This window comes from Variovorax sp. Varisp53, assembly GCF_059491555.1.
The window spans coordinates 3,108,850-3,128,397 of the sequence record NZ_CP168512.1; the positions used below are offsets into that span (position 1 = coordinate 3,108,850).

Here is a 19,548-nt window from a genome sequence, read left to right on the forward strand (position 1 = left end):
CTCCCAGGGCTATTCCGCCTTCACCCCCGCCGTACGGATCACCTTGCCCCACTTCGCCGTCTCGGCGGTGATGAAGGCGTCGAACTCCTCCGGCGTGCTGCCCACCGGAATGGTGCCCATCGCATCCAGCTTGGCACGCGTCTCGTCGCTCCTGATGATGCGGCCCAGTTCCTCCGACATGCGCTTGACGATGTCGCGCGGCGTGGCCGCCGGCGCCACCATGCCGGCCCAGGTGCTGCCGGTAAAGCCCGCGAAGCCCTGCTCGATGAAGGTCGGCACCTCGGGAGCCGCTGCCAGGCGCTTGTCGCCCGCCACGCCGATCAGCCGCACCTTGCCTGCCTTGGCCTGATTGATGAGGCCCGTGGGCGCGTCGAAGAAAAGCTGGATCTGCCCGCCCATCAGGTCGGTCAGCGCCGGCACCGCGCCCCGGTACGGGATGTGGATCATGTAGGTCTGCGTCAGCGACTTCCAAAGCTCGGTGGTGAGGTGTGCGGCCGAGCCGTTGCCCGAGGAGCCGAAGCTCACCTTGCCCGGGTTGGCGCGCGCATAGTCGATGAGCTGGCGCGCGGTCTTGAACGGCGCATCGATATTCACCGCGGCCAGCAGCGGCGACACGCCCATCAGCGACACGCCGGTGAGGTCCTTGCGCGGGTCGTATGGGAGCTTGGGGTACAGCGTGGTGTTGGCCGCGTACGCGGCGATGACAACGCCGAAGGTGCTGCCATCGGGCGCGGCCTTGGCGATGGCGTCGACGCCGATCAGGCTGTTGGCGCCGGGCTTGTTGTCGACCAGCACCGGCTGGCCGAGCTTTGTCTGCAGGCCGATCTGCACCAGCCGCGCCATCTGGTCGGTGAAGCCGCCCGGCGTGTAAGGCACGATGATGCGGATCGGCTTGGTGGGCCATGTGCCCTGCGCGAACGACGGCAAGGCGAGGCTTGCGGCGGCAGTGGCGAGCGTGAACCGGCGGCGCGACAGCGTGGCGTGGGGCATGGTGGCGGGAACCTTTTCTTCTTTGCTTCGGAATGGATCGGATCATTCTCGAAGCGCTGCGCGGGCGGCACGGTCAGGGTTTGCCCGGCCGGCCGCCGTGTCATCACGCCAGCGGCAACCGCATGTCGAAGCGCGCCCCGCCACCCGCTTCATTCGCCGCCTCGATGCGCCCGCCATGCGCATGCACCACGGCCTGCGACAGTGCCAGCCCAAGTCCCAGGCCCGGTGTGTTCTCGTCCGAACGCGCGGTGGCGCCGCGGTAGAAGCGCTCGAACAGATGCGGCAGTTCGTCGCCGCGGATGCCGGGCCCGCTGTCCGCCACGCTGATGACGGCCTCGTTCGCTTCCGCATCCGCGCGCAGGCTCACGCGCACCGTGGTGCCGGCCGGCGAAAACTTGAGCGCGTTGTCGAGCAGGTTGGCCAGCGCAAGGCTGGCCGCGCCACGCGCCACCCGCGCGGCCACGGGCGGAGCAGGTGCCAACGCGAACTCCAGTTTCCGCTCGCGAGCCAAGGGCTCCAGTCGCCGCACCGCCTCTTCCGCCAGCTGGTTCAGCGACACCGTCTCGGCCGCGCCGCGCTCCTGTCCGGCGTCGAGCCGGGCCAGCACCAGCAGTTCTTCCACCAGCAGCGTGAGCGACTCGACTTCTTCGAGCGAAGAATGCAGCGTCTCCACATAGGCGACCGGTTCGCGCGGCCTGCGCAGTGCGAGTTCAAGCTCGGTACGCAAGCGCGACAGCGGCGAGCGCAGCTCGTGCGATGCATCGGCCGTGAACCGCCGCTGCGCCTCCATGCCCTGCTCGATGCGCCCGAGCATGTCGTTCAGCGTGTCCACCAGCCGCCCGATCTCGTCATGCGTGCCTGGGTGCGGCAGGCGTTCGCCGAGGTTCGCGTCGCCGATGCGGTGTGCGTGCTGCACCACGTCGTCGATGGCGCCGAAGGCGCGCCGCGTGATCATCGCGCCCGCCGCACCCAGCGCCAGCAGCAGCGCGCCGCCGAGGATCACGAACAGCACGCTGGCCATCGCCACCGTACGGTTCACGTCGTCCAGCGAGCCCGCCACCTGCACCGCCAGCAGCGAACGGTGGCCCTGCACGGGCACGGAGACCATGCGCGTCGGCTCTTCGCCAAAGCCGTCGAGCGTTTCGAACACGGTTTCGCCCGCCGCGAGCCGCTCGCGCAGTACCGGGGGAATGGGCAGCTGCGCCTCGCCGAGGTTGGCGCTGCGCGCCAGCACACGGCCCTCGGCGTCGACGATCTGCACCAGCCGGTCGAGCCGCACGAACGACGGTGCGCCGGGGCCGGGCGGGGCCTCGTGCACGATGACGGTGTCGCCCTCGCCGGCGGACAGCAGCATGCCCATTTCGGTTTCGGCCAGCGCCAGCAGCGCCGCGTCGAGCTCGCGGTGCACGTTGCGCGCGAACACGAGGTACGAGCCGAAGGCGGCAATCGCCATCACCACCACGATCGCGCCGACGTGCGCCAGCGCCAGCCGCTTGCGAAAACTAAGCATGTGCGCTGCCGCCGCCGTTGTGGTCGTCAGCCAGCGCCAGCCTGAAGCCGCGTCCGCGCACGGTCTGGATCAGCGGCGCGGCCGGCGGCGCGTCGACCTTGCGGCGCAAGTTGCTGATATGCACATCGATCAGGTTGTCGATGGCGATCAGGTCGTCCTTCCACACCTGCTCGGCCAGGCGCGAGCGGCTCACCACCTCACCGGCGTGGCGCAGCAGTATCTGCAGGATCGCGAATTCCTTGTGGGTCAGGTCGAGCGCCATGCCGCCGCGCAGCACGCGCTGGCTCTGCGGATCGAGGCTCAGGTCGGCCAGCGCGAGCACCACCGGTCGCATGATCTCGGAGCGGCGCAGCAAGGCGCGCACGCGGGCCAGCAGCTCGTCGAAGGCGAAGGGCTTGGTCAGGTAGTCGTCGGCACCGGTGTTGAGGCCGGCCACGCGATCGCTCAGCGCATCGCGGGCGGTGAGCATCAGCACGGGCGTCTTGCAGCCGCGCTGGCGCAGGTCGCGGCACAGGGTGAGGCCGTCCTTGCCGGGCAGCATCCAGTCGAGCACGATCAGGTCGTAGGCGACGACGAAGGCTTCTTCGTCGCCCTCCTCCGCCGTGTGCACGACATCGACGACAAAGCCCTCTTCCTGCAGGCCCCGGGCCAGCAGCCGGGCGGCCTTGCGGTCGTCTTCGATCAACAGGATTCTCATGGGCGCGGATCATGCCGGGCCTACCTGACTGCTGGCCGCCGGGTCCCGGATCCTGAAGACATCTTCAGGATTTCTTGAGGGCTTCTTCAGTCGCGCTTTCGTACCCTCCCCCGCAGGAGACGGGAGCGGATCGAAGGCACGGGAAGCATCCCGCGCACGGCGCGCCCGTCCGTGACGGACGCATCGCGATGAAGAAAAAATCCCTCTACCAGATCACCCCCGCACGCATCGTCTTCGGCGTGCTGACCTGCGCGGCCCTGTGCGTCGATTCGTTCGACAACACGGCCCATGCCGCCGCCACCGTGGCCGCCGCACCGGCGCCGATGCTGGTTCGCAAGGACAACCGATTGAGCGTGCCCGCCGGCTCGCCGCTGCGTGACCGCTTGCTGGTCGCCACGGTCGGCCAGGACACCCTGCCGCATGAAGTGAGCCTGCCCGCTACGGTAGAGGCCAATCCGGCCAACACCGTCAACATCCTGCCGCCGCTGACCGGCAAGCTGCTCGAGCTGAAGGTACGCCTGGGCGACACGGTCAAGCGCGGCCAGGTGCTCGCCACGATGGCCTCGCCCGACCTCGCGCAGGCCGTGGCCGATGCGCAGAAGGCTCGCGACGCGCTCGAACTGGCGAAGCGGGCACTGGTGCGGGCGCGCGGCGTGAACGAGGCCGGCTCCAACGCCGCGAAGGACGTCGAAGCGGCGCAGAGCAGCGTTGCCCAGCAGACGGCCGAGCTGCACCGCAGCGAGACGCGCCTGCGCAGCCTTGGCGCGGAAGGCAGCGGCGGACAGGCGGGCCAGGTGCTGAAGATCGTCGCGCCCTTGGCCGGCACGGTCACGGCCCTGAACGCGGCCGCGGGCGCCAACCTGAACGATGCCAATGCAGTGCTTATGACCGTGTCGAACCTCGATTCGGTCTGGGTCACGGTCAACGTGCCGGAGAACATCGTCGGCGCGGTTGCGCCTGGGCAGAACGCGGTGATCACGCTGGCGGCCTACCCGGGGCGCAGCTTCACCGGCAAGGTCGGCTTCGTGAGCGCGGTGCTCGACGCGGACACGCGCCGCGCCCGCGCGCGCATCGTCTTCGCCAACCCCGACGGCCTCTGCAAGCCCAACATGTATGCGACGGCCGTGCTGGGCGTGCCGCAGGGCGCGCAGCCGCAGGTGCCGTCCTCGGCGCTGCTGATGAACAACGACAGCGTGAGCGTGTTCGTCGAGGCTGAACCGTGGACCTTCGTGCGGCGCACGGTGGAACTGGGCCGGGAAGACGGCGACAAGGTTCGCATCCGCAGCGGCCTGACCGCCGGCGAGCGCGTGGTGGTCCGTGGCGGCGTGCTGCTGAATGATTAATCTCATCATCACCCAGTTCTTTCGCCGCAGGCACCTGGCCTGGGCGATGTCGATCGCGCTGGTGCTGTTCGGCGCCTGGTCGTGGACGCAGATGACGGTCGAGGCCTACCCGGACCTCGGCGACGTGACCGTGCAGGTGACGACGCAGGTCAACGGCCTGGCCGCCGAGGAGATCGAACAACAGATCACCACGCCGCTGGAGCGCGCGCTGAGCAACACGCCGGGGCTGGCCTCGATCCGATCGAGCAGCACCTTCGGGCTGTCGCTGATCAACCTGAGCTTCAAGGACGGCACCGACGACTATTTCGCGCGCCAGCGCGTGACCGAGCGCATCGGGCAGGTCAGCCTGCCTTCGGGCGCGCAGCCGGGCCTGGGGCCGGTGGCGGGGCCGGCGGGCGAGATCTACCGCTACACGCTGGAGTCGGACACGAAGAACCTGATGGAGCTGTCGGAGCTGCAGCGCTGGAAGGTGATTCCCGCGCTCAAGCAGGTGGCGGGCGTGGTCGACATCAACAACTTCGGCGGCTTCACCAAGGAGTTCCAGCTCGAACTCGACCCGGCGCGTATGCAGAAGTACGGGCTGGTGCTGAACGACGTGGTCACGGCCATCAACAACAACAGCGCCAATGCGGGCGGCGGGCGCATCGCGCGCGGCGACCAGAGCTATGTGGTGCGCGGCATCGGCCAGATCCACACGCTGGACGACCTGGGCACGGTGGTGGTGGCGCAGAACAGCGGCTCGCCGGTGCTGGTGCGCGACCTGGGCCGGCTGCAGTTCGGCCACCAGGAGCGCGGCGGCATCCTGGGCAAGGACACCAACCCCGACACCGTCGAGGGCATCGTGCTGATGCTCAAGTACGAGAACCCCTCGCGCGTGCTCGAAGGCGTGCACCAGAAAATCGACGAGCTGCAGGCGCAGCTTGCGCCCATGGGCGTGAAGATCGTGCCCTACATCGACCGCGACGACCTCGTGAAGCTCACGGTCGACAAGGTGACGCACACGGTGCTCGAAGGCATGGCGCTGGTGTGCTTCGTGCTCATTCTTTTCCTCGGCAGCCCGCGCAGTGCGGTGGTGGCGGCGGTGGCCATTCCGATGTCGCTGGTCACGGTGTTCATCGTGATGCACTTCACGCGCATGCCGGCCAACCTGTTCTCTCTGGGCGCGATCGACTTCGGCATCATCGTGGACGGGGCCATCGTGGTGATGGAGGCGATATTGCGGCGAAGGGAAGAAGAACCACATGCCACGCTCACCGAGGGCAACATCCTCGAAACCGTGAGCCACGTTTCGGGGCCGATCTTCTTTGCCACGCTGATCATCATCACGGCGTACTTTCCGCTTTTCGCCTTCGAGCGCGCGGAGGGCAAGCTGTTCAAGCCGATGGCTTTTACGGTGGGCTACGCGCTGGTGGGCGCCCTGCTCTGCGCGCTCACGCTCATTCCCAGCCTGGCCTACGTGGCGCTGCGCAAGCCGAGCAAGCCCTTCGTCAACAAGCCGCTGGTGTGGCTCACGGGCGCGTACCGCCGCGTGCTGTCGAAGCTGCTGGACGTGCCGGCCATCGCCTACGGCCTGAGCGTGCTGGCGCTGGCCGCGGTGGTGGTGCTCGGCGCCACGGCCGGGCGAGAGTTCTTGCCCGACATCGACGAAGGCGCGCTGTGGCTGCAGGTGCAGCTGCCCTCGGGCCTGTCGCTCGACAAGGCCAGCGACATGGCGACCGAGCTGCGCCACGTGCTGCTCGAATACCCCGAGGTGTCGTACGTGGTGACGCAGATCGGCCGCAACGACGACGGCACCGACCCCTGGACGCCCTCGCACATGGAAGTGCCCGTGGGCCTCAAGCCGTATGGCGAGTGGCCGGCCGGCGTGAACAAGGCCGCGTTCGTGCACACGCTGACCGAGCGCTTCGCGCGCATGCCCGGCTTCGACGTGGGCATCAGCCAGCCCATCATCGACGGCGTGAACGACGCCGTTGGCGGCGCGCACAGCCCGCTGGTGCTGCGCATCTACGGCGACGACCTGAAGGAAAGCCGGCGCATCGGCAACCAGATCGTCGAGCTGCTGGGCACGGTGCGCGGTACGGCCTCGGCCTCACTGTTCCAGGAGCCGCCGATTCCGCAGGTGGTGATCCAGCTCAACCGCGAGGCGGCCGCGCGCTTCGGCGTCAATGCGAACGACGTGGCCAACCTGGTCCAGACCGGCATCGGCGGCGCGCCCGTCATCACGGTGTATGCGGAGAACCGCACCTACAACGTGGCGGTGAAGATGCCGAAAAGCGCCAAGGGCAACACCGAGGCCCTCGGCGCGCTGCTGCTCAACAGCTCGAGCGGCGCCAAGGTACCGCTGTCGCAGGTGGCCGACATCCGGCTGCAGACTGGCGAGAGCACGATTTCGCACGAGATGAACGAGCGCCAGATCACGGTGCGCGTGGACAACCGCGACCGCGACCTGGCCTCCTACCTGGTCGAGGCGCGCGAACGCATCGCGAAGGAAGTGAAGTTCGATTCGACCAAGTTCCGGCTGCAGTGGGCCGGCCAGTTCGAGAACCAGCAGCGCGCGCAGTCGCGGCTGGGCATTTCGCTGGCCATCGTGGTTGGCATCATGGCGGTGCTGCTGTTCTTCCAGTTCGGCAAGATCCGGCAGGTGGCGCTGATCCTGGGCGTGGTGCCGATGGCCATGCTGGGCGGGCTGATCGCGGTGCACGTGGCGGGCGAAACGCTCAACGTGGCGACGGCGGTAGGCTTCATCGCGCTGTTCGGGGTATCGATACAGAACGGGATCATCATGGTCGCGAATTTCCGGCGCGTGCGCGGCGAAGGGCTGGCGCTGCAGGCCTCGGTGCTCGAAGGCGCGGCCGAACGGCTGCGTCCGGTGCTGATGACGGCCACGGTGGCCTCGGTCGGCATGCTGCCGGCGGCACTGGCCACCGGCGTCGGCACGGATGTGCAGCGCGGGCTGGCGACGGTGGTGGTCGGCGGGCTGGTCGTGTCGACGCTGCTCACGCTGTTCATCCTGCCGACGCTCTACTTCGCGATGGAACGTGTGTTCGAGAGCAAGGGCTGGGGCATGCGTTCGCGCCGCGACCGCTAGGAAAGCAGAAAAATGACGACGAAGAACACAAGCCTTGCAACGCCCGTGGCGGCCTGCATCGTGCTGCTGCTGGCCGGCTGCGCGGTCGGCCCCGACTATGCGCGGCCGCCGCTGAACCTGCCCATGCCGTACACGGCCGCACCGCCCGCGAGCCGGGAGGCCGAAGGCGTGCCGCTGGCGCGCCTGTCGCCCGAACTCGACGTGCCGGCGCAGTGGTGGCAGGCCTTTCGCTCCGAGCCGCTGAACGCGCTGGTCACGCAGAGCCTGGCCGGCAATCCGACCATCGAGGCCGCCGACGCCGCCCTGCGCGCGGCGCAGGAGAACGAAGCCGCCGACCGCGCCGCCTTCTGGCCGAGCGTGGCGCTGGGCTACTCGCCCACGCGGCAGCGCGTGGCCGCTACGGTCGCGAGCCCGGTGTCGTCGAACGCGAACCTCTACACGCTGCATACGGCGCAGGTGACGGTGTCGTACACGCCCGACGTGTTCGGCGCCACGCGCCGGCAGGTCGAGGGCGCGCAGGCGCAAACCGAACTGCAGCGCTTCCAGAGCCTGGCCGCAAAGCTCACGCTGAGCAGCAACGTGGTGACGGCAGCGATCACCGAGGCGTCGCTGCGCGCGCAGCAGCGCGCCACGCTGGAGATCATTGCGGGGCAGAAAGAAGTGCTGCAGGCCTATCGCAAGCAGCGGACGCTGGGCCAGGTGGCGCTGGCCGACGTCGATGCGCAGGAGGCTTCTCTGGCCGCCACCGAAGCCACGCTGCCGCCACTGGACAAGCAACTCGCGCAGCAGCGCAACCTGCTGGCCACGCTGGCGGGCCGCTACCCGAGCGAGGGCGTGGCGGCGCATTTCGATCTCGACGCGTTGCAGCTGCCGACGGAGCTGCCGTTGACGCTGCCTTCCACGCTGGTCGAGCACCGCCCCGACGTGCGCGCCGCCGAGGCGCAATTGCAGGCAGCGAGCGCCGCCATCGGCGTTGCAGTCGCCGCACGGCTGCCCAACATGACGCTGGGCGTGAACTCGTACGGTTCGTCGGCCTATACGCTGTCGGGGCTGTTCAAATCGTCGTCGCTGTTCTGGACCGTGGCCGCGAGCGTGACGCAGCCCATCTTCGACGGCGGCGCGCTGAAGCACCGCGAAGCCGCCGCGCGGGCCTCGTTCGACCAGGCGGCTGCGCAGTACCGCGCGACGGTGCTCACCGCCTTCCAGGACGTGGCCAACACGCTCGAAGCCATCGACGCCGACACGCGCGCGCTGCAGGCTGCCATCAAGGCTGAGCGCACGGCCTCGCAGAGCCTGGCGCGCACGCAGGCGCAGGTGCGGCTCGGCGATGCCAGCGCGCTGTCGCTGCGCGTCGCGCAGCCAGCCCGGCAGCAGGCGCTGCTCAACCTTGTGCAGGCCCGCGCGCTGCGGTTGACCGACGCGGCTGCACTCTTCCAGGCGCTCGGTGGCGGGTGGTGGAATCCGCCGCCGGCGCAACTGGCCGCTTCGCCCTCTTCTTCTCTTTCCCCCCAACTGCCATGAACATCATCCGCCACGAGATGGGCCCCCGCTTCAGCGAGATGGTGACCGTCGACCTGGGTACCGCACGCCTGCTGTACCTCTCGGGCCAGGTGGCCGAGAACCCGTCGCTCGACATCACCGGGCAGATGCGCGAGATCCTGCGTCACATCGACGACATGCTCGCCACGCAAGGCGCAACCAAGAAAGACTTGGTGAGCGTGACGATCTACCTGCGCACCGTGGGCGACTACGCGGCGATGAATTCGGTATGGGACGAATGGGTGCCGGCCGGCCACACGCCGGCGCGCGCGACCGTGGGGGCGAAGCTGATCGACTCCGAATACCGCGTCGAGATACAGGCCACGGCGGCGATCGGGCCCAGGGCATGAAACGCATTCGGCGCGCAACAGCCCTGTGCGCATTGACGCTCGGCGGCTGCACCGCCTTCGACGCGCACTCCTTCGACCACTCGGCAGGCTGGCGGGCCGCAGAGGTGGTCAGCGTGGGCCGCGCGGGCGAGCTGGCCAGGTCCGTCGATCGCGATTGCGGTGCCGAGGGTGGCGCCGCGGCGCCCTACGCCATCGTGCGCTACCGCAACGGCGGCGTGCATTCGCACTCGCTCGGCACGGGGCACTGGCCTGCGCGCGCCGATCCCAAGGTCGGCGATGCGGTGGAGGTGAACATCCTTGACTGCGCCGTGCCGCTGGCGCTGCCGGGTCAGAGCGGAAGCATCTCCGGTACGCCGTCGCGCTGAAGCCAACCCTCGAACTCGTCCGACAGCCGCTGGGCCTCGCGCGTGGCCCGTCCCCACGCCGCGATGCGCGCCTGCGCGTCGTTGGCGAAGTGGATGAAGTCCTTGCGATCGGGCAGCTTGCCGTTGGGCAGCGACCGCACCCATTCGGGGTCGGGCGCGAGCAACACCATGCGGTCGAGGAAGCCGCTGGCTTTGTGACGCCAGCGCAAGCCCTTGTCGAGCCAGCCCGGCACCACCGCCTGCTGGAAGTGCGGGTACAGCACGATGCCGTCGTCGGTCGGCTGGTAGTCCAGGTGCAGGTGGTAGTCGGTGATGCCGCCATCCCAATAGGCGCCGCGCGGCGCGCCCGGAATGTCGTGCACCGCTGCCAGCAGGAAAGGAATGGAGCACGAGGCCTGCAGCACCATGTTGAAGTTGGCCTCGCTCAGCGCGTGCTGGCGCGTGCGGAAGTCGCGCGTGCCGAAGGGCAAGGCGGCGCCGGGCGTGGAGAACACGCAGCGCTCCAGCCATGCCCCCAGGCTCTTGCGGTGCAGGCTGTTGGTCGCGAAGGCACCCAGGTAACCAACGGGGGTGCGTGCCCTGCCCTCGCGCCCGAGGATGTGGCGTCCGCGCGAGGTCACCACGTGCAGGCGGTAGCGCGGATGGTTGAGCACCTCGCCGATGCGCCCGCCATAGAAGTCCTCGAGGCTCTGGGCGAACTTGTCGCTGAGCTGGCTTGGGCTGAGCCGCTTTTGTCCCGGCGGCACTTCGAACTGCTGGTGCACGTAGTCGTGCTCGAAGCGTTCGAAAGCGGCGTCAGGGTCGGCCAGGCAGGCCGTCGAGAGTCGCCATGCGCCGATGGACGCGCCCACCAGATGCACCTGCTGGCTCGACTGCGTGAGCCAGCGCCCGAAGATGAAGCGGTCGAGCGGCCCGAGGATCAGCCCCTTGGGACCGCCGGCCGCACCGGGGATGGTGCGCACGTCCTGCGGGCGCAGGCCGTGCCGTTCGATGTGCTTGCGGGCCGCGGGGCCGGCGTAGATGCGCAGGGCTTTCATGCCGGCCTCAGCGAAGTAGCGCGACGCGGCGTCGGCGCGCGACACCCCTCGGCGGGACGAGGAACTCGGTACGCGCCTCGGCGCAGAGCAGCAACTCCTTGAGTGAGTGCTCGGCGCCTGCGTTCGATCGCAGCCACCACGCCGCAGGCACGAGCACGGCGGTCTCGGTACCGTGCTTGGTGATCATCTGCGGCCCATCCACCAGGCAAGCTTCGAGAAGCTCGCCGAACCGGGCTTCAGCTTTCTGTACAGACCAGGTTTTCATGGCGACCACCTATCAATCTGGAATGCGCAGGCGCACCGTTACTTGCGCAACCCCTGCAGCTTGGCAAACGCGCTGGCCATCTGCCCCGCCGGCTGCGGCGAGTTGTCCCGCCGGCCTTGCTGCTGCTGGCCGCGCCCTGCCCCTTCGAAGCGGTTGTCGCGCGGACCGTCGCGGCGCGCGGGCGCCGCGTCGAGCTTCATCGACAGGCCGATGCGCTTGCGCGCCACGTCCACTTCCATCACCTTGACCTTGACGATGTCGCCGGTCTTGACGACTTCGCGCGCGTCGTTCACGAACTTGTGGCTCAGCTGGCTCACGTGGACCAGGCCGTCCTGGTGCACGCCCAGGTCGACGAAGGCGCCGAACTGGGCCACGTTGCTCACGGTGCCCTCGAGGATCATGCCCTCGGCCAGGTCGGAGATGTCATCCACGCCGTCGTTGAAACGCGCCACCTTGAAGTCGGGGCGCGGGTCGCGGCCCGGCTTCTCGAGTTCGCCCAGGATGTCCTTGACCGTGATGACGCCGAATTTCTCGTTGGCGAACAGCTCGGGCTTGAGCGTTTTGAGCATGTCGGCGCGGCCCATCAGCTCGGCAATCGGCTTGCCGGTCTTCACGATGATCTGCTCGACCAGCGGATAGGTTTCCGGGTGCACGCCGGTGATGTCCAGCGGGTCGGTGCCGCCGCGGATGCGTAGGAAGCCCGCGCTCTGCTCGAAGGCCTTGGGGCCGAAGCCGGTCACGTCGAGCAGTTGCTTGCGGGTGGCGAATGCACCATTGGCCTCGCGCCAGCGCACCACGGCCTTGGCCACGCTGCCCGACAGGCCCGAAACGCGCGACAGCAGCGGCACGCTGGCCGTGTTCAGGTCCACGCCCACCGAGTTCACGCAGTCTTCGACCACGGCCTGCAGCGTGCGCGCGAGTTCGCTCTGGTTCACGTCGTGCTGGTACTGGCCCACGCCGATGCTCTTGGGATCGATCTTCACGAGTTCGGCCAGCGGGTCCTGCAAACGTCGCGCGATGGAGGCTGCGCCGCGCAGGCTCACGTCGACATCGGGCATTTCCTGCGAGGCGAATTCGCTGGCGGAGTACACCGAAGCGCCCGCCTCGCTCACCACGACCTTCTCGACCTTGATTTCCGGCGCGCCGGCCTGCGCGGCCATCTTGGCGAGCAGTTTGATGAGGTCGGCGGCCAGCTTGTCGGTTTCGCGGCTGGCGGTGCCGTTGCCGATGGCGATCAGGTTCACGCCATGCTTGGCACAAAGCTTGCCCAGCGTGTGCAGCGAGCCTTCCCAGTCCTTGCGCGGCTCGTGCGGGAACACGGTGGCGGTCTCGACCAGCTTGCCGGTGGAATCGACCACGGCCACCTTCACCCCGGTGCGGATGCCAGGGTCAAGGCCCATCACGACACGCGGTCCGGCCGGCGCAGCCAGCAGCAGGTCGCGCAGGTTGTCGGCAAACACCTTGATGGCCACCTTCTCCGCATCTTCGCGCAGGCGGGTGAACAGGTCGCGCTCGGTCGACAGCGCCAGCTTCACGCGCCAGGTCCAGGCCACGCACTTGCGCAGCAGGTCATCCGACGGGCGGCCCGCATGGCTCCAACCCAGGTGCAAGGCGATGCGGCCTTCGGCGATGCTCGGCTTGCCCGGTTCGGGCTCGACCGGCAGCACCAGCTTTGCATCGAGGATGTCGAGCGCGCGGCCGCGAAACACGGCCAGCCCGCGGTGCGATGGCACGCGGCCGATGGGTTCGTCGTATTCAAAGTAGTCGCGGAACTTGGCGACGTCGGCGTTGTTCTCGTCCTTGCCGGCCATCAGGCTGGACTTGAGCAGGCCTTCGTTCCAGAGCCATTCGCGCAGGCCCTGGACCAGAGCAGCGTCTTCGGCCCAGCGCTCGGAAAGAATGTCGCGCACGCCGTCGAGCACGAGGGGCACGGTGGAGAAATCGGGGCCCGGCTTGCCGTCGTCCAGCGTGGTGGCGGGCTGCAGGAAGGCCTTGGCTTCGACGGCCGGGTCCAGCATGGGGTCGGCCAGCAGCTTGTCGGCCAGCGGCTCGATGCCGAATTCGCGGGCGATCTGGCCCTTGGTGCGGCGCTTCTGCTTGAACGGCAGATACAGGTCTTCGAGCTCCTGCTTGGTGGGTGCGAATTCGATCGCGGCGCGCAGTTCGGGGGTCAGCTTGCCCTGCTCGTCGATGGCCTTGAGCACGGCGCCGCGGCGATCTTCAAGTTCGCGCAGGTAGGAAAGGCGAGCTTCCAGTTCTCGCAGCTGCACGTCGTCGAGGCCGTCAGTGACCTCCTTGCGGTAGCGGGCGATGAATGGAACCGTGGCGCCCCCGTCGAGCAGTTCGACGGCGGCCTTCACCTGGTTCTCGCCGACCTTGATCTCGGCGGCGAGCTGGCGAATGATTTTCTGCATGCTTGAGCGCGTCCCTGGCAAAGCGCGGAAGTTTGCCATAGGCGCACGGTGCCCGGCCGGGCCGCCCGGCGGAGCGCGTTACAGCATGCTTTCCGCTTCGGGCCGGGTGCCGGCCTGCGCCCGGCTTGGAACCACCAGTTGCACACACAGTCCACGGGGCACGATATTCGCCAGCGTCAGTTCGCCGCCAATGGCGTCGGCCCGGTTGCGCATGCTGCGCAGGCCCTTGCCCATCGAGGCGGAAGAGGCACTGCGGGCAGCCCCCAGGCCGCGGCCGTCGTCGTGCACCTCCAGCACCAGCCCCTGCGGGTGGACCTGGATGCCGAAGCGCAGTTCGACGCGGGTCGCACGGGCGTGCCGCAGCGCATTGGACAGCGCTTCCTGCGCCACCCGGCAGATCTGCATTGCGGTCTCGGGCGGCACGGAGTGGGTTTGTGTCTCGCTGGCGATGTTCCATACCAGCGCGATGCCGAGCCGGTCGAACGCAGGCTGCAGCCGGTAGCGCAGATGGGCCAGCCGCTCGACGACGGTGGCGGAGGTCTGGTCGTCGAGGTCGTCCACCGTCATCTGGAGTTCGAGCAGGCAGGTTTGCAGGGCCATCGACAGGCTGCCTGGCCCGTTGAAGCGGGGGTCCTGGCTGGCCAGCAGCGCCACCAGCCGCGAGCCAACCCCGTCGTGCAGGTCGTGGGCGATGCGCCGCCGCTCGATCATCACCTCCTGCGAGGGCCCGTGGCTTTCCGCGCGGTGCCGGGAAACGAGCCAGATGCCGACGACCGTGGCAAGCACTCCCAGGTTCAGCGCCTGCATTGCCCAAAATGTGAATGGCATGTCATTCCCCATCAAGTTGGCGGCCGATGCAGCCCGGATCACCTGCGCGGTCACCGGGGTCAGATGCAGCGCCGCCGCCAGGCCAGCCCACATCAGCAAACGCCTGCGCGAGATGCGCAAGCGCAGCCACATCAACAGCACGCCCCACGAGCCGATCGACAGCCACACGAACTGGTCTTCCAGAAAGTGCGGCAAATCAAGGACCTGCGGCGACAGCATGGCATGGCCTACAGGAGCCCCCGGTGGGAGGCAAAGCTCACGGCCTGCGCGCGGGTATGGGCGTGCAGCTTGCGGTAGATGTTTTTCACATGCGCATTCACCGTCTGGGCGCTGATGGTGAGCTGCAGCGCGATCTCTTCGGTTACGTAGCCCGTCGCCACAAGTCGTAACACTTCGCGCTCGCGCGTGGATAACGTCGCCTTGCTCTCCGGGGGACGCACCGGGTTCACGTTGGAGCGCTTGTGATCGAGGTGCACGAGCAGCCGGCGTGCCAGCCGCGGCGTGATGGCGGCCCCGCCATTCACCACCTGCAGCACGGCCTGGGCATAGCTCTGGAACCACGCGTTCTTGACGAGGTAGCCGGAGGCGCCAAGCTCGAAGGCGTGCAGCACCTGGGGTTCGTCCTCGAGTGCCGAGATGACGATGATCTCCGCCGCGCTGCGATGCCGCTTGGCCTCTTCGATGAGCTCGAATCCACTCCCGTCACCGAGGCGGATGTCGACCATCAGCACGTCGAACTCATGCTGCATCAGCAATCGTCGCCCTTCGCGCAGGGTGCCGGCCTGCCCCTCGAGCTGGATGCGCAGGTCGCCCAGCAACTCCTGGGCGATGACGCGACGCACGAAGGGGTCATCGTCCACCAGCAGGACGCGCACGGGTTTGGTGTGCTGCCCGGTAAGAAAATCGGGCCACGGGAGCGTGTCGGCGGACGGCGCGAGCAGCCCGCCAAACTGACCGGGGTTGGCATAGTGCTTAGCCCCATTCCCTGTTTCCGTCAACGAAATGTCGAGATCGCTTTCCATTCCAGCCCCTTTGTGACAATTAATGCACTTTGTTCGTGTCGAAAAGTTAATCCATTTCTACTCAGATTTTGAGTTTCGGCTTTTTTGATTACTTTGGTTGCATCTTGTTTCCATTGATTTTCGATGTCAACTGAAAGTTGTAATTTCCATGCTGGCGTCGCGTGAAAGGACGCCTTCCGATGCCAGCGGAGAGGGAGCAAACCACTACTTTCGTCATAGCCTTGCACTACCCAGCGTGAGACATCTCTGGCTGGTTTCCCGACCCGGAAACTGCACTCCGGTCATGGCGAAAGCACCTAAACCGCGCCACTGAGCGATAGCCGGGGCCGGATCGTCCGGATATCGAGCGGGTCGCGCGGTCTTCTTCCGAGCCTTCGGATCGGCGGCGCGACGGCAAGCGGTTCGGCCAACACGCAGGGCCAGGTAACCAGCGTGGCCGCGACAACCGGCAACGGCCTTGCAACAGGCAGAGCGTTCCAGGTGGCCCGGGACACGCGCTGCCTTACCCTTCGCGGATGACCTCATTCGCCCGCGCACTGCGCGCACTGCTCCGCGCCATCGGTATCGTGCTCGTCGTTCCCGTGCTGCTCTTCGAGGAGTGGGGCTGGGAGCCACTGGCCGCGCTCGCCGCGCGCCTGTCCCGCCTGCCCTTCTGGGCAGCGCTCGAAGAACGGTTGCGCCGGCTGCCGCCCTGGGGCGCGTTGCTGGCTTTCTTCGTGCCGGTTGTGCTGCTGCTGCCTGTCAAGGTACTGGCGCTCTTTCTCTTCAGCCGCGGCCATGCGGCCAGCGCCCTCACCGTGCTCGTGCTGGCCAAGCTGGTGGGCACGGCCATCGTCGCGCGGATCTTCCAGCTGGTCGAAGGGCCGTTGATGCGCATTCCGTGGTTCGCCCGCTGGTATCCGCGATGGAAGGCATGGAAAGACCATGTGCTCACCCTCGTTCGCCAGAGCCGGCCCTGGCGCGTGGTGCGGGCGTTGAACCGGCGCATCTCGCGCGGCTGGCGTCGGCTTAGGGAAGGTTGAGCAGTTATTTTTACCCGGGTATATTGCCATCAACATTTAACCCGGGTAATATTTGAAGCATGAACCTCTCACCAGAAAGCCGGCGAGCCATCTCCCGTCAATACAAGGAAACCGCGCGCCCCGCCGGCGTCTTCGTCATTCGCAACGGGTTGACCGGCCGCATCTATGTGGCCGGCAGCCTCGACGTCGAAGGCGCCATGAACCGCGCCCGCTTCGAGCTGAACTTGCACTCGCACCGCAACAAGGCGCTCGGGCGGGACTGGATCGCGCACGGCGCCAATCGGTTCACCTTCGAGGTGATCGACCGGGTCAAGGAAAGCGAAGACCCAACCTTCGACCGCGCGGCGGAACTCGAGAAACTCCTCGCGCTCTGGCGCGAAGAACTCCAATGCGACGGCGAGAAGGGCTACAACACGCCATCCGCCCCGGCGGCCGAAAAAGCCTGCCGCAAATCAACGCCGCGCTTCTTGCGCTTTGCCTCGACGACACACCAAACACCTGAGCCGTTCAACGGGTAGATTACGCACCTCGTTTCGAACGGACCGGAAGAAAGAACAATGCCCTCCGACACGCCACCCACCAACCTGATCGTTTTCGCCGGTTTCAAGTGCATTGCCCAGGGAAGCACCGCCGACGTGCTCGCGCAGTTGCGCGAGCGCAAGGACGACACGCCCTACCTCGTGTTCAACGAGCAGACCGGCGAGCCGCTCGACTTCGACGTGCACAACCGGGCCGGCCTCGTGCCGCACGCCGCCGGTGCAGAGGCCCATGAAGACACGCCCCGCGGCGTAGGCCGCCCGAAGCTGGGCGTGGTCGCGCGCGAAGTCACCCTGCTTCCACGCCATTGGGACTGGCTCAACCGACAGCCCGGCGGCGCATCGGTCGCGCTGCGGCGCCTGGTGCAGGAGGCGAGCCGCGTCAACGCCGACCGCGACGCCGTGCGCGCCTCGCGCGAGGCCACCTATCGCTTCATGACCGCGATTGCCGGCGCCCTGCCCGGCTTCGAGGAAGCCACGCGCGCGCTGTTCGCCGGTGAGCGCAATCGCTTCGAGGGACTCATCGACGCCTGGCCCGTGGACCTGCGCTCCCATCTTCAAAAACTGTCAGCCGCCGGCTGGAGCACCCCCGCATGAGAGCAACCCCCGAGACTTCCGCAACCGGCCGGAGCGGCCCTCAGGGCGTGTCCGTAGCGCCAGTGGGCGCAACGCGTCCGCTGTGGAAGGTCTTTCTTTTCTTCCTCGCGCCGATGCTGCTCAGCAACATCCTGCAGTCGCTCTCGGGCACGCTCAACAACGTCTACGTGGGGCAGATGCTCGGCGTGGGCGCGCTGGCGGCCGTGTCGAGCTTCTTCCCGGTGATGTTCTTCTTCATCGCCTTCATCATCGGCCTGGGCGCGGGCGCCTCGGTGCTCATCGGCCAGGCCTGGGGCGCGCGCGACGTGGACAAGGCCAAGGCCGTGGCCGGCACCACGCTCACGGTGGGCGTGCTCATGGGCCTGGTGATCGCAGTGTTCGGCGGTGCTTTCACCACGCCGATGCTGGCCGCACTGGGCACGCCGCCCGATGTGCTGGCCGATTCCACGCGCTACGCCCGCATCATGCTGATCGCGATGCCGGGCGTGTTCGTGTTCCTGCTCGTCACGGCCATGCTGCGCGGCGTGGGCGACACCGTCACGCCGCTGCTCACGCTGTTGATCTCCACGCTGATCGGGCTGGTGGTCACGCCCGCGCTCATCCGCGGTTGGGGCGGCCTGCCGCAGCTTGGCGTGGCCAGCGGTGCGTGGGCCTCGGTGCTGTCCTTCGCGGTGGCGACCACTTGGCTCGGCTTCCGGCTGCGCAGCCGCAAGAGCCCGCTCGCGCCCGACGCGGCGTTCGTGCGCAACCTGCGCATCCAGCCGCACCTGCTGAAGGCGGTGCTGAAGATCGGCGTGCCCACGGGCGTGCAGATGATCGTGGTCGCGCTGGCCGAGGTGGTGCTGCTGTCGATGGTCAACAGCTACGGCTCGAGCGCCACCGCGGCCTACGGCGCGGTGAACCAGGTGGTGGCGTACGTGCAGTTCCCGGCCATCTCGATCGCCATCGCCGCGTCGATCCTCGGCGCGCAGGCCATCGGCGCGGGCCGTGCCGACCGGCTCGGCGCCATCGCGAAGACGGCGCTGCTGATGAACCTCGTGCTGACCGGCGGCCTCGTGCTGCTGGGCTACCTGTTCTCGCGCCACCTGATGGCCTTCTTCATCACCAGCGCACCGGTGCTCGAGATCGCGCAGACGCTGCTGCACATCATGCTGTGGAGCCTGGTGATCTTCGGCATGGCCGCGGCGCTGTCGGGGATCATGCGCGCCAGCGGCTCGGTGCTGGTGCCTACGCTGATCTCCATCCTCTGCATCCTCGGAATAGAAGTGCCGGTGGCCTGGCTCGTGAGCCATCGCATCGGCCTGAACGGCATCTGGATCGCCTACCCGGTGACCTTCGGCGCGATGCTGCTGCTGCAGACCGCGTACTACCAGCTGGTGTGGCGCAAGAAGGGAATCCGCCGGCTGGTATAGCCGCCGGCGGCGGCGGATCACTCCCCGTCGAAGGCCTTCTGCACCGTGGCGATGTCGAGCTTGACCATCTTCATCATCGCCTGCATCGCGCGGGCTGCCTTGGCCGGGTCCTTGTCCTGGAACATGCGGATCATCGGCATGGGCGCGACCTGCCAGGACACGCCGTAGCGGTCGGTGAGCCAGCCACACTGCACCGGCTGGCCGCCGCCTTCGAGCAGCTTGTCCCAGTAGTAGTCGACCTCGGCCTGGGTCTCGCACTTCACGAGCATCGAGATGGCCGGGGTGAACTTGTACTCCGGTCCCCCGTTGAGCACCATGAACTCCTGCCCTTCGAGTTCGAAGGTCGCGGTGAGCACCGAGCCCTTCTTGGCGGGGTTGACGTCGCCCCAGAGCAGCTTGTCGGTCACGCGCGATTTCGGAAAGATCGCGGTGTAGAAATTCAGCGCTTCTTCGCCGTTGCCATCGAACCAGAGGCAGGGAACGATCTTTTGCATGGGGTCTCCTTCGCTTGAATGATGAACCAGAGGGTTCAG

Annotated in this window: 18 protein-coding genes; 9 read left to right on the forward strand and 9 right to left on the reverse strand. The window is 67.6% G+C overall.

Annotation, left to right across the window (positions count from 1 at the left end):
* Positions 1 to 9: 9 nt before the first annotated feature.
* The 3 genes from ACEOAB_RS14570 to ACEOAB_RS14580 all read right to left on the reverse strand — a co-directional run bounded on the left by ACEOAB_RS14570 (position 10) and on the right by ACEOAB_RS14580 (position 3,197).
* Complete coding sequence (locus ACEOAB_RS14570; RefSeq protein ID WP_413749075.1) at positions 10 to 990, reverse strand: tripartite tricarboxylate transporter substrate binding protein; 981 nt, start codon at positions 988 to 990, stop codon at positions 10 to 12.
* A gap of 103 nt (positions 991 to 1,093) precedes the next feature.
* The gene (locus ACEOAB_RS14575; RefSeq protein ID WP_413749076.1) at positions 1,094 to 2,500 is read right to left on the reverse strand and encodes a sensor histidine kinase; all 1,407 of its coding nucleotides are present in this window, start codon (positions 2,498 to 2,500) and stop codon (positions 1,094 to 1,096) included.
* Positions 2,493 to 3,197, reverse strand: coding sequence for a response regulator transcription factor (locus ACEOAB_RS14580; protein ID WP_056597080.1), 705 nt, complete (start codon positions 3,195 to 3,197; stop codon positions 2,493 to 2,495). The genes ACEOAB_RS14575 and ACEOAB_RS14580 overlap by 8 nt, the downstream gene beginning before the upstream one ends.
* Positions 3,198 to 3,385: 188 nt before the next feature.
* On the opposite strand from ACEOAB_RS14580, the gene ACEOAB_RS14585 reads away from it, so the two are divergent.
* The 5 genes from ACEOAB_RS14585 to ACEOAB_RS14605 are packed head-to-tail and all read left to right on the forward strand — an operon-like array spanning position 3,386 to position 9,882.
* Positions 3,386 to 4,540 (forward strand): efflux RND transporter periplasmic adaptor subunit, encoded by a 1,155-nt coding sequence (locus ACEOAB_RS14585; RefSeq protein WP_413749077.1) that lies wholly within the window; start codon positions 3,386 to 3,388, stop codon positions 4,538 to 4,540.
* A complete protein-coding gene (locus ACEOAB_RS14590; protein ID WP_413749078.1) occupies positions 4,533 to 7,628 on the forward strand; it encodes an efflux RND transporter permease subunit in 3,096 nt (1,031 codons plus the stop codon). Before ACEOAB_RS14585 ends, ACEOAB_RS14590 begins: the two co-directional genes overlap by 8 nt.
* Positions 7,629 to 7,640: 12 nt before the next feature.
* Complete coding sequence (locus ACEOAB_RS14595) at positions 7,641 to 9,149, forward strand: efflux transporter outer membrane subunit (RefSeq protein ID WP_495653809.1); 1,509 nt, start codon at positions 7,641 to 7,643, stop codon at positions 9,147 to 9,149.
* Positions 9,146 to 9,517: a RidA family protein gene (locus ACEOAB_RS14600; protein ID WP_056597089.1), complete on the forward strand. Its 372-nt coding sequence runs from the start codon at positions 9,146 to 9,148 to the stop codon at positions 9,515 to 9,517. Before ACEOAB_RS14595 ends, ACEOAB_RS14600 begins: the two co-directional genes overlap by 4 nt.
* A complete protein-coding gene (locus ACEOAB_RS14605) occupies positions 9,514 to 9,882 on the forward strand; it encodes a hypothetical protein (RefSeq protein ID WP_056597090.1) in 369 nt (122 codons plus the stop codon). Before ACEOAB_RS14600 ends, ACEOAB_RS14605 begins: the two co-directional genes overlap by 4 nt.
* On the opposite strand, the gene ACEOAB_RS14610 is transcribed toward ACEOAB_RS14605, so the two are convergent.
* The 5 genes from ACEOAB_RS14610 to ACEOAB_RS14630 all read right to left on the reverse strand — a co-directional run bounded on the left by ACEOAB_RS14610 (position 9,846) and on the right by ACEOAB_RS14630 (position 15,448).
* Positions 9,846 to 10,919, reverse strand: a complete 1,074-nt coding sequence (locus ACEOAB_RS14610; RefSeq protein WP_056597925.1) for a patatin-like phospholipase domain-containing protein — start codon at positions 10,917 to 10,919, stop codon at positions 9,846 to 9,848. The genes ACEOAB_RS14605 and ACEOAB_RS14610 overlap by 37 nt on opposite strands.
* Before the next feature lie 7 nt (positions 10,920 to 10,926).
* Positions 10,927 to 11,184 carry a type II toxin-antitoxin system prevent-host-death family antitoxin gene (locus ACEOAB_RS14615; RefSeq protein ID WP_056597092.1) on the reverse strand — a complete coding sequence of 86 codons (258 nt, stop codon included), beginning with the start codon at positions 11,182 to 11,184 and terminating at the stop codon, positions 10,927 to 10,929.
* Between the two features lie 38 nt (positions 11,185 to 11,222).
* Positions 11,223 to 13,598: a Tex family protein gene (locus tag ACEOAB_RS14620; RefSeq protein WP_495653810.1), complete on the reverse strand. Its 2,376-nt coding sequence runs from the start codon at positions 13,596 to 13,598 to the stop codon at positions 11,223 to 11,225.
* Between the two features lie 78 nt (positions 13,599 to 13,676).
* The gene (locus tag ACEOAB_RS14625) at positions 13,677 to 14,645 is read right to left on the reverse strand and encodes a sensor histidine kinase (protein ID WP_056597096.1); all 969 of its coding nucleotides are present in this window, start codon (positions 14,643 to 14,645) and stop codon (positions 13,677 to 13,679) included.
* 8 nt (positions 14,646 to 14,653) lie between these two features.
* Positions 14,654 to 15,448 (reverse strand): LuxR C-terminal-related transcriptional regulator, encoded by a 795-nt coding sequence (locus tag ACEOAB_RS14630; protein ID WP_007827664.1) that lies wholly within the window; start codon positions 15,446 to 15,448, stop codon positions 14,654 to 14,656.
* Positions 15,449 to 15,963: 515 nt separating this feature from the next.
* Here ACEOAB_RS14630 and ACEOAB_RS14635 point away from each other — a divergent pair.
* The 4 genes from ACEOAB_RS14635 to ACEOAB_RS14650 all read left to right on the forward strand — a co-directional run bounded on the left by ACEOAB_RS14635 (position 15,964) and on the right by ACEOAB_RS14650 (position 19,015).
* A complete protein-coding gene (locus ACEOAB_RS14635; RefSeq protein WP_413311981.1) occupies positions 15,964 to 16,470 on the forward strand; it encodes a hypothetical protein in 507 nt (168 codons plus the stop codon).
* Between the two features lie 149 nt (positions 16,471 to 16,619).
* Positions 16,620 to 16,988: a GIY-YIG nuclease family protein gene (locus tag ACEOAB_RS14640; protein ID WP_235508056.1), complete on the forward strand. Its 369-nt coding sequence runs from the start codon at positions 16,620 to 16,622 to the stop codon at positions 16,986 to 16,988.
* Positions 16,989 to 17,027: 39 nt separating this feature from the next.
* The gene (locus tag ACEOAB_RS14645; RefSeq protein WP_056597100.1) at positions 17,028 to 17,603 is read left to right on the forward strand and encodes a DUF2239 family protein; all 576 of its coding nucleotides are present in this window, start codon (positions 17,028 to 17,030) and stop codon (positions 17,601 to 17,603) included.
* Positions 17,600 to 19,015 carry an MATE family efflux transporter gene (locus ACEOAB_RS14650; protein ID WP_056597101.1) on the forward strand — a complete coding sequence of 472 codons (1,416 nt, stop codon included), beginning with the start codon at positions 17,600 to 17,602 and terminating at the stop codon, positions 19,013 to 19,015. Before ACEOAB_RS14645 ends, ACEOAB_RS14650 begins: the two co-directional genes overlap by 4 nt.
* Positions 19,016 to 19,032: 17 nt before the next feature.
* Here the strand turns inward: ACEOAB_RS14650 and ACEOAB_RS14655 are convergent, their stop codons facing one another.
* Positions 19,033 to 19,509, reverse strand: coding sequence for a VOC family protein (locus ACEOAB_RS14655; protein WP_056597103.1), 477 nt, complete (start codon positions 19,507 to 19,509; stop codon positions 19,033 to 19,035).
* Between the last annotated feature and the right edge of the window lie 39 nt (positions 19,510 to 19,548).

Coding starts and splice junctions, on each gene's coding strand:
- ACEOAB_RS14570 (WP_413749075.1), bottom strand. CDS start 990: ATGCCCCACGCCACGCTGTCGCGCCGCCGGTTCACGCTCGCCACTGCC.
- ACEOAB_RS14575 (WP_413749076.1), bottom strand. CDS start 2,500: ATGCTTAGTTTTCGCAAGCGGCTGGCGCTGGCGCACGTCGGCGCGATC.
- ACEOAB_RS14580 (WP_056597080.1), bottom strand. CDS start 3,197: ATGAGAATCCTGTTGATCGAAGACGACCGCAAGGCCGCCCGGCTGCTG.
- ACEOAB_RS14585 (WP_413749077.1), top strand. CDS start 3,386: ATGAAGAAAAAATCCCTCTACCAGATCACCCCCGCACGCATCGTCTTC.
- ACEOAB_RS14590 (WP_413749078.1), top strand. CDS start 4,533: ATGATTAATCTCATCATCACCCAGTTCTTTCGCCGCAGGCACCTGGCC.
- ACEOAB_RS14595 (WP_495653809.1), top strand. CDS start 7,641: ATGACGACGAAGAACACAAGCCTTGCAACGCCCGTGGCGGCCTGCATC.
- ACEOAB_RS14600 (WP_056597089.1), top strand. CDS start 9,146: ATGAACATCATCCGCCACGAGATGGGCCCCCGCTTCAGCGAGATGGTG.
- ACEOAB_RS14605 (WP_056597090.1), top strand. CDS start 9,514: ATGAAACGCATTCGGCGCGCAACAGCCCTGTGCGCATTGACGCTCGGC.
- ACEOAB_RS14610 (WP_056597925.1), bottom strand. CDS start 10,919: ATGAAAGCCCTGCGCATCTACGCCGGCCCCGCGGCCCGCAAGCACATC.
- ACEOAB_RS14615 (WP_056597092.1), bottom strand. CDS start 11,184: ATGAAAACCTGGTCTGTACAGAAAGCTGAAGCCCGGTTCGGCGAGCTT.
- ACEOAB_RS14620 (WP_495653810.1), bottom strand. CDS start 13,598: ATGCAGAAAATCATTCGCCAGCTCGCCGCCGAGATCAAGGTCGGCGAG.
- ACEOAB_RS14625 (WP_056597096.1), bottom strand. CDS start 14,645: ATGCTGTCGCCGCAGGTCCTTGATTTGCCGCACTTTCTGGAAGACCAG.
- ACEOAB_RS14630 (WP_007827664.1), bottom strand. CDS start 15,448: ATGGAAAGCGATCTCGACATTTCGTTGACGGAAACAGGGAATGGGGCT.
- ACEOAB_RS14635 (WP_413311981.1), top strand. CDS start 15,964: ATGACCTCATTCGCCCGCGCACTGCGCGCACTGCTCCGCGCCATCGGT.
- ACEOAB_RS14645 (WP_056597100.1), top strand. CDS start 17,028: ATGCCCTCCGACACGCCACCCACCAACCTGATCGTTTTCGCCGGTTTC.
- ACEOAB_RS14650 (WP_056597101.1), top strand. CDS start 17,600: ATGAGAGCAACCCCCGAGACTTCCGCAACCGGCCGGAGCGGCCCTCAG.
- ACEOAB_RS14655 (WP_056597103.1), bottom strand. CDS start 19,509: ATGCAAAAGATCGTTCCCTGCCTCTGGTTCGATGGCAACGGCGAAGAA.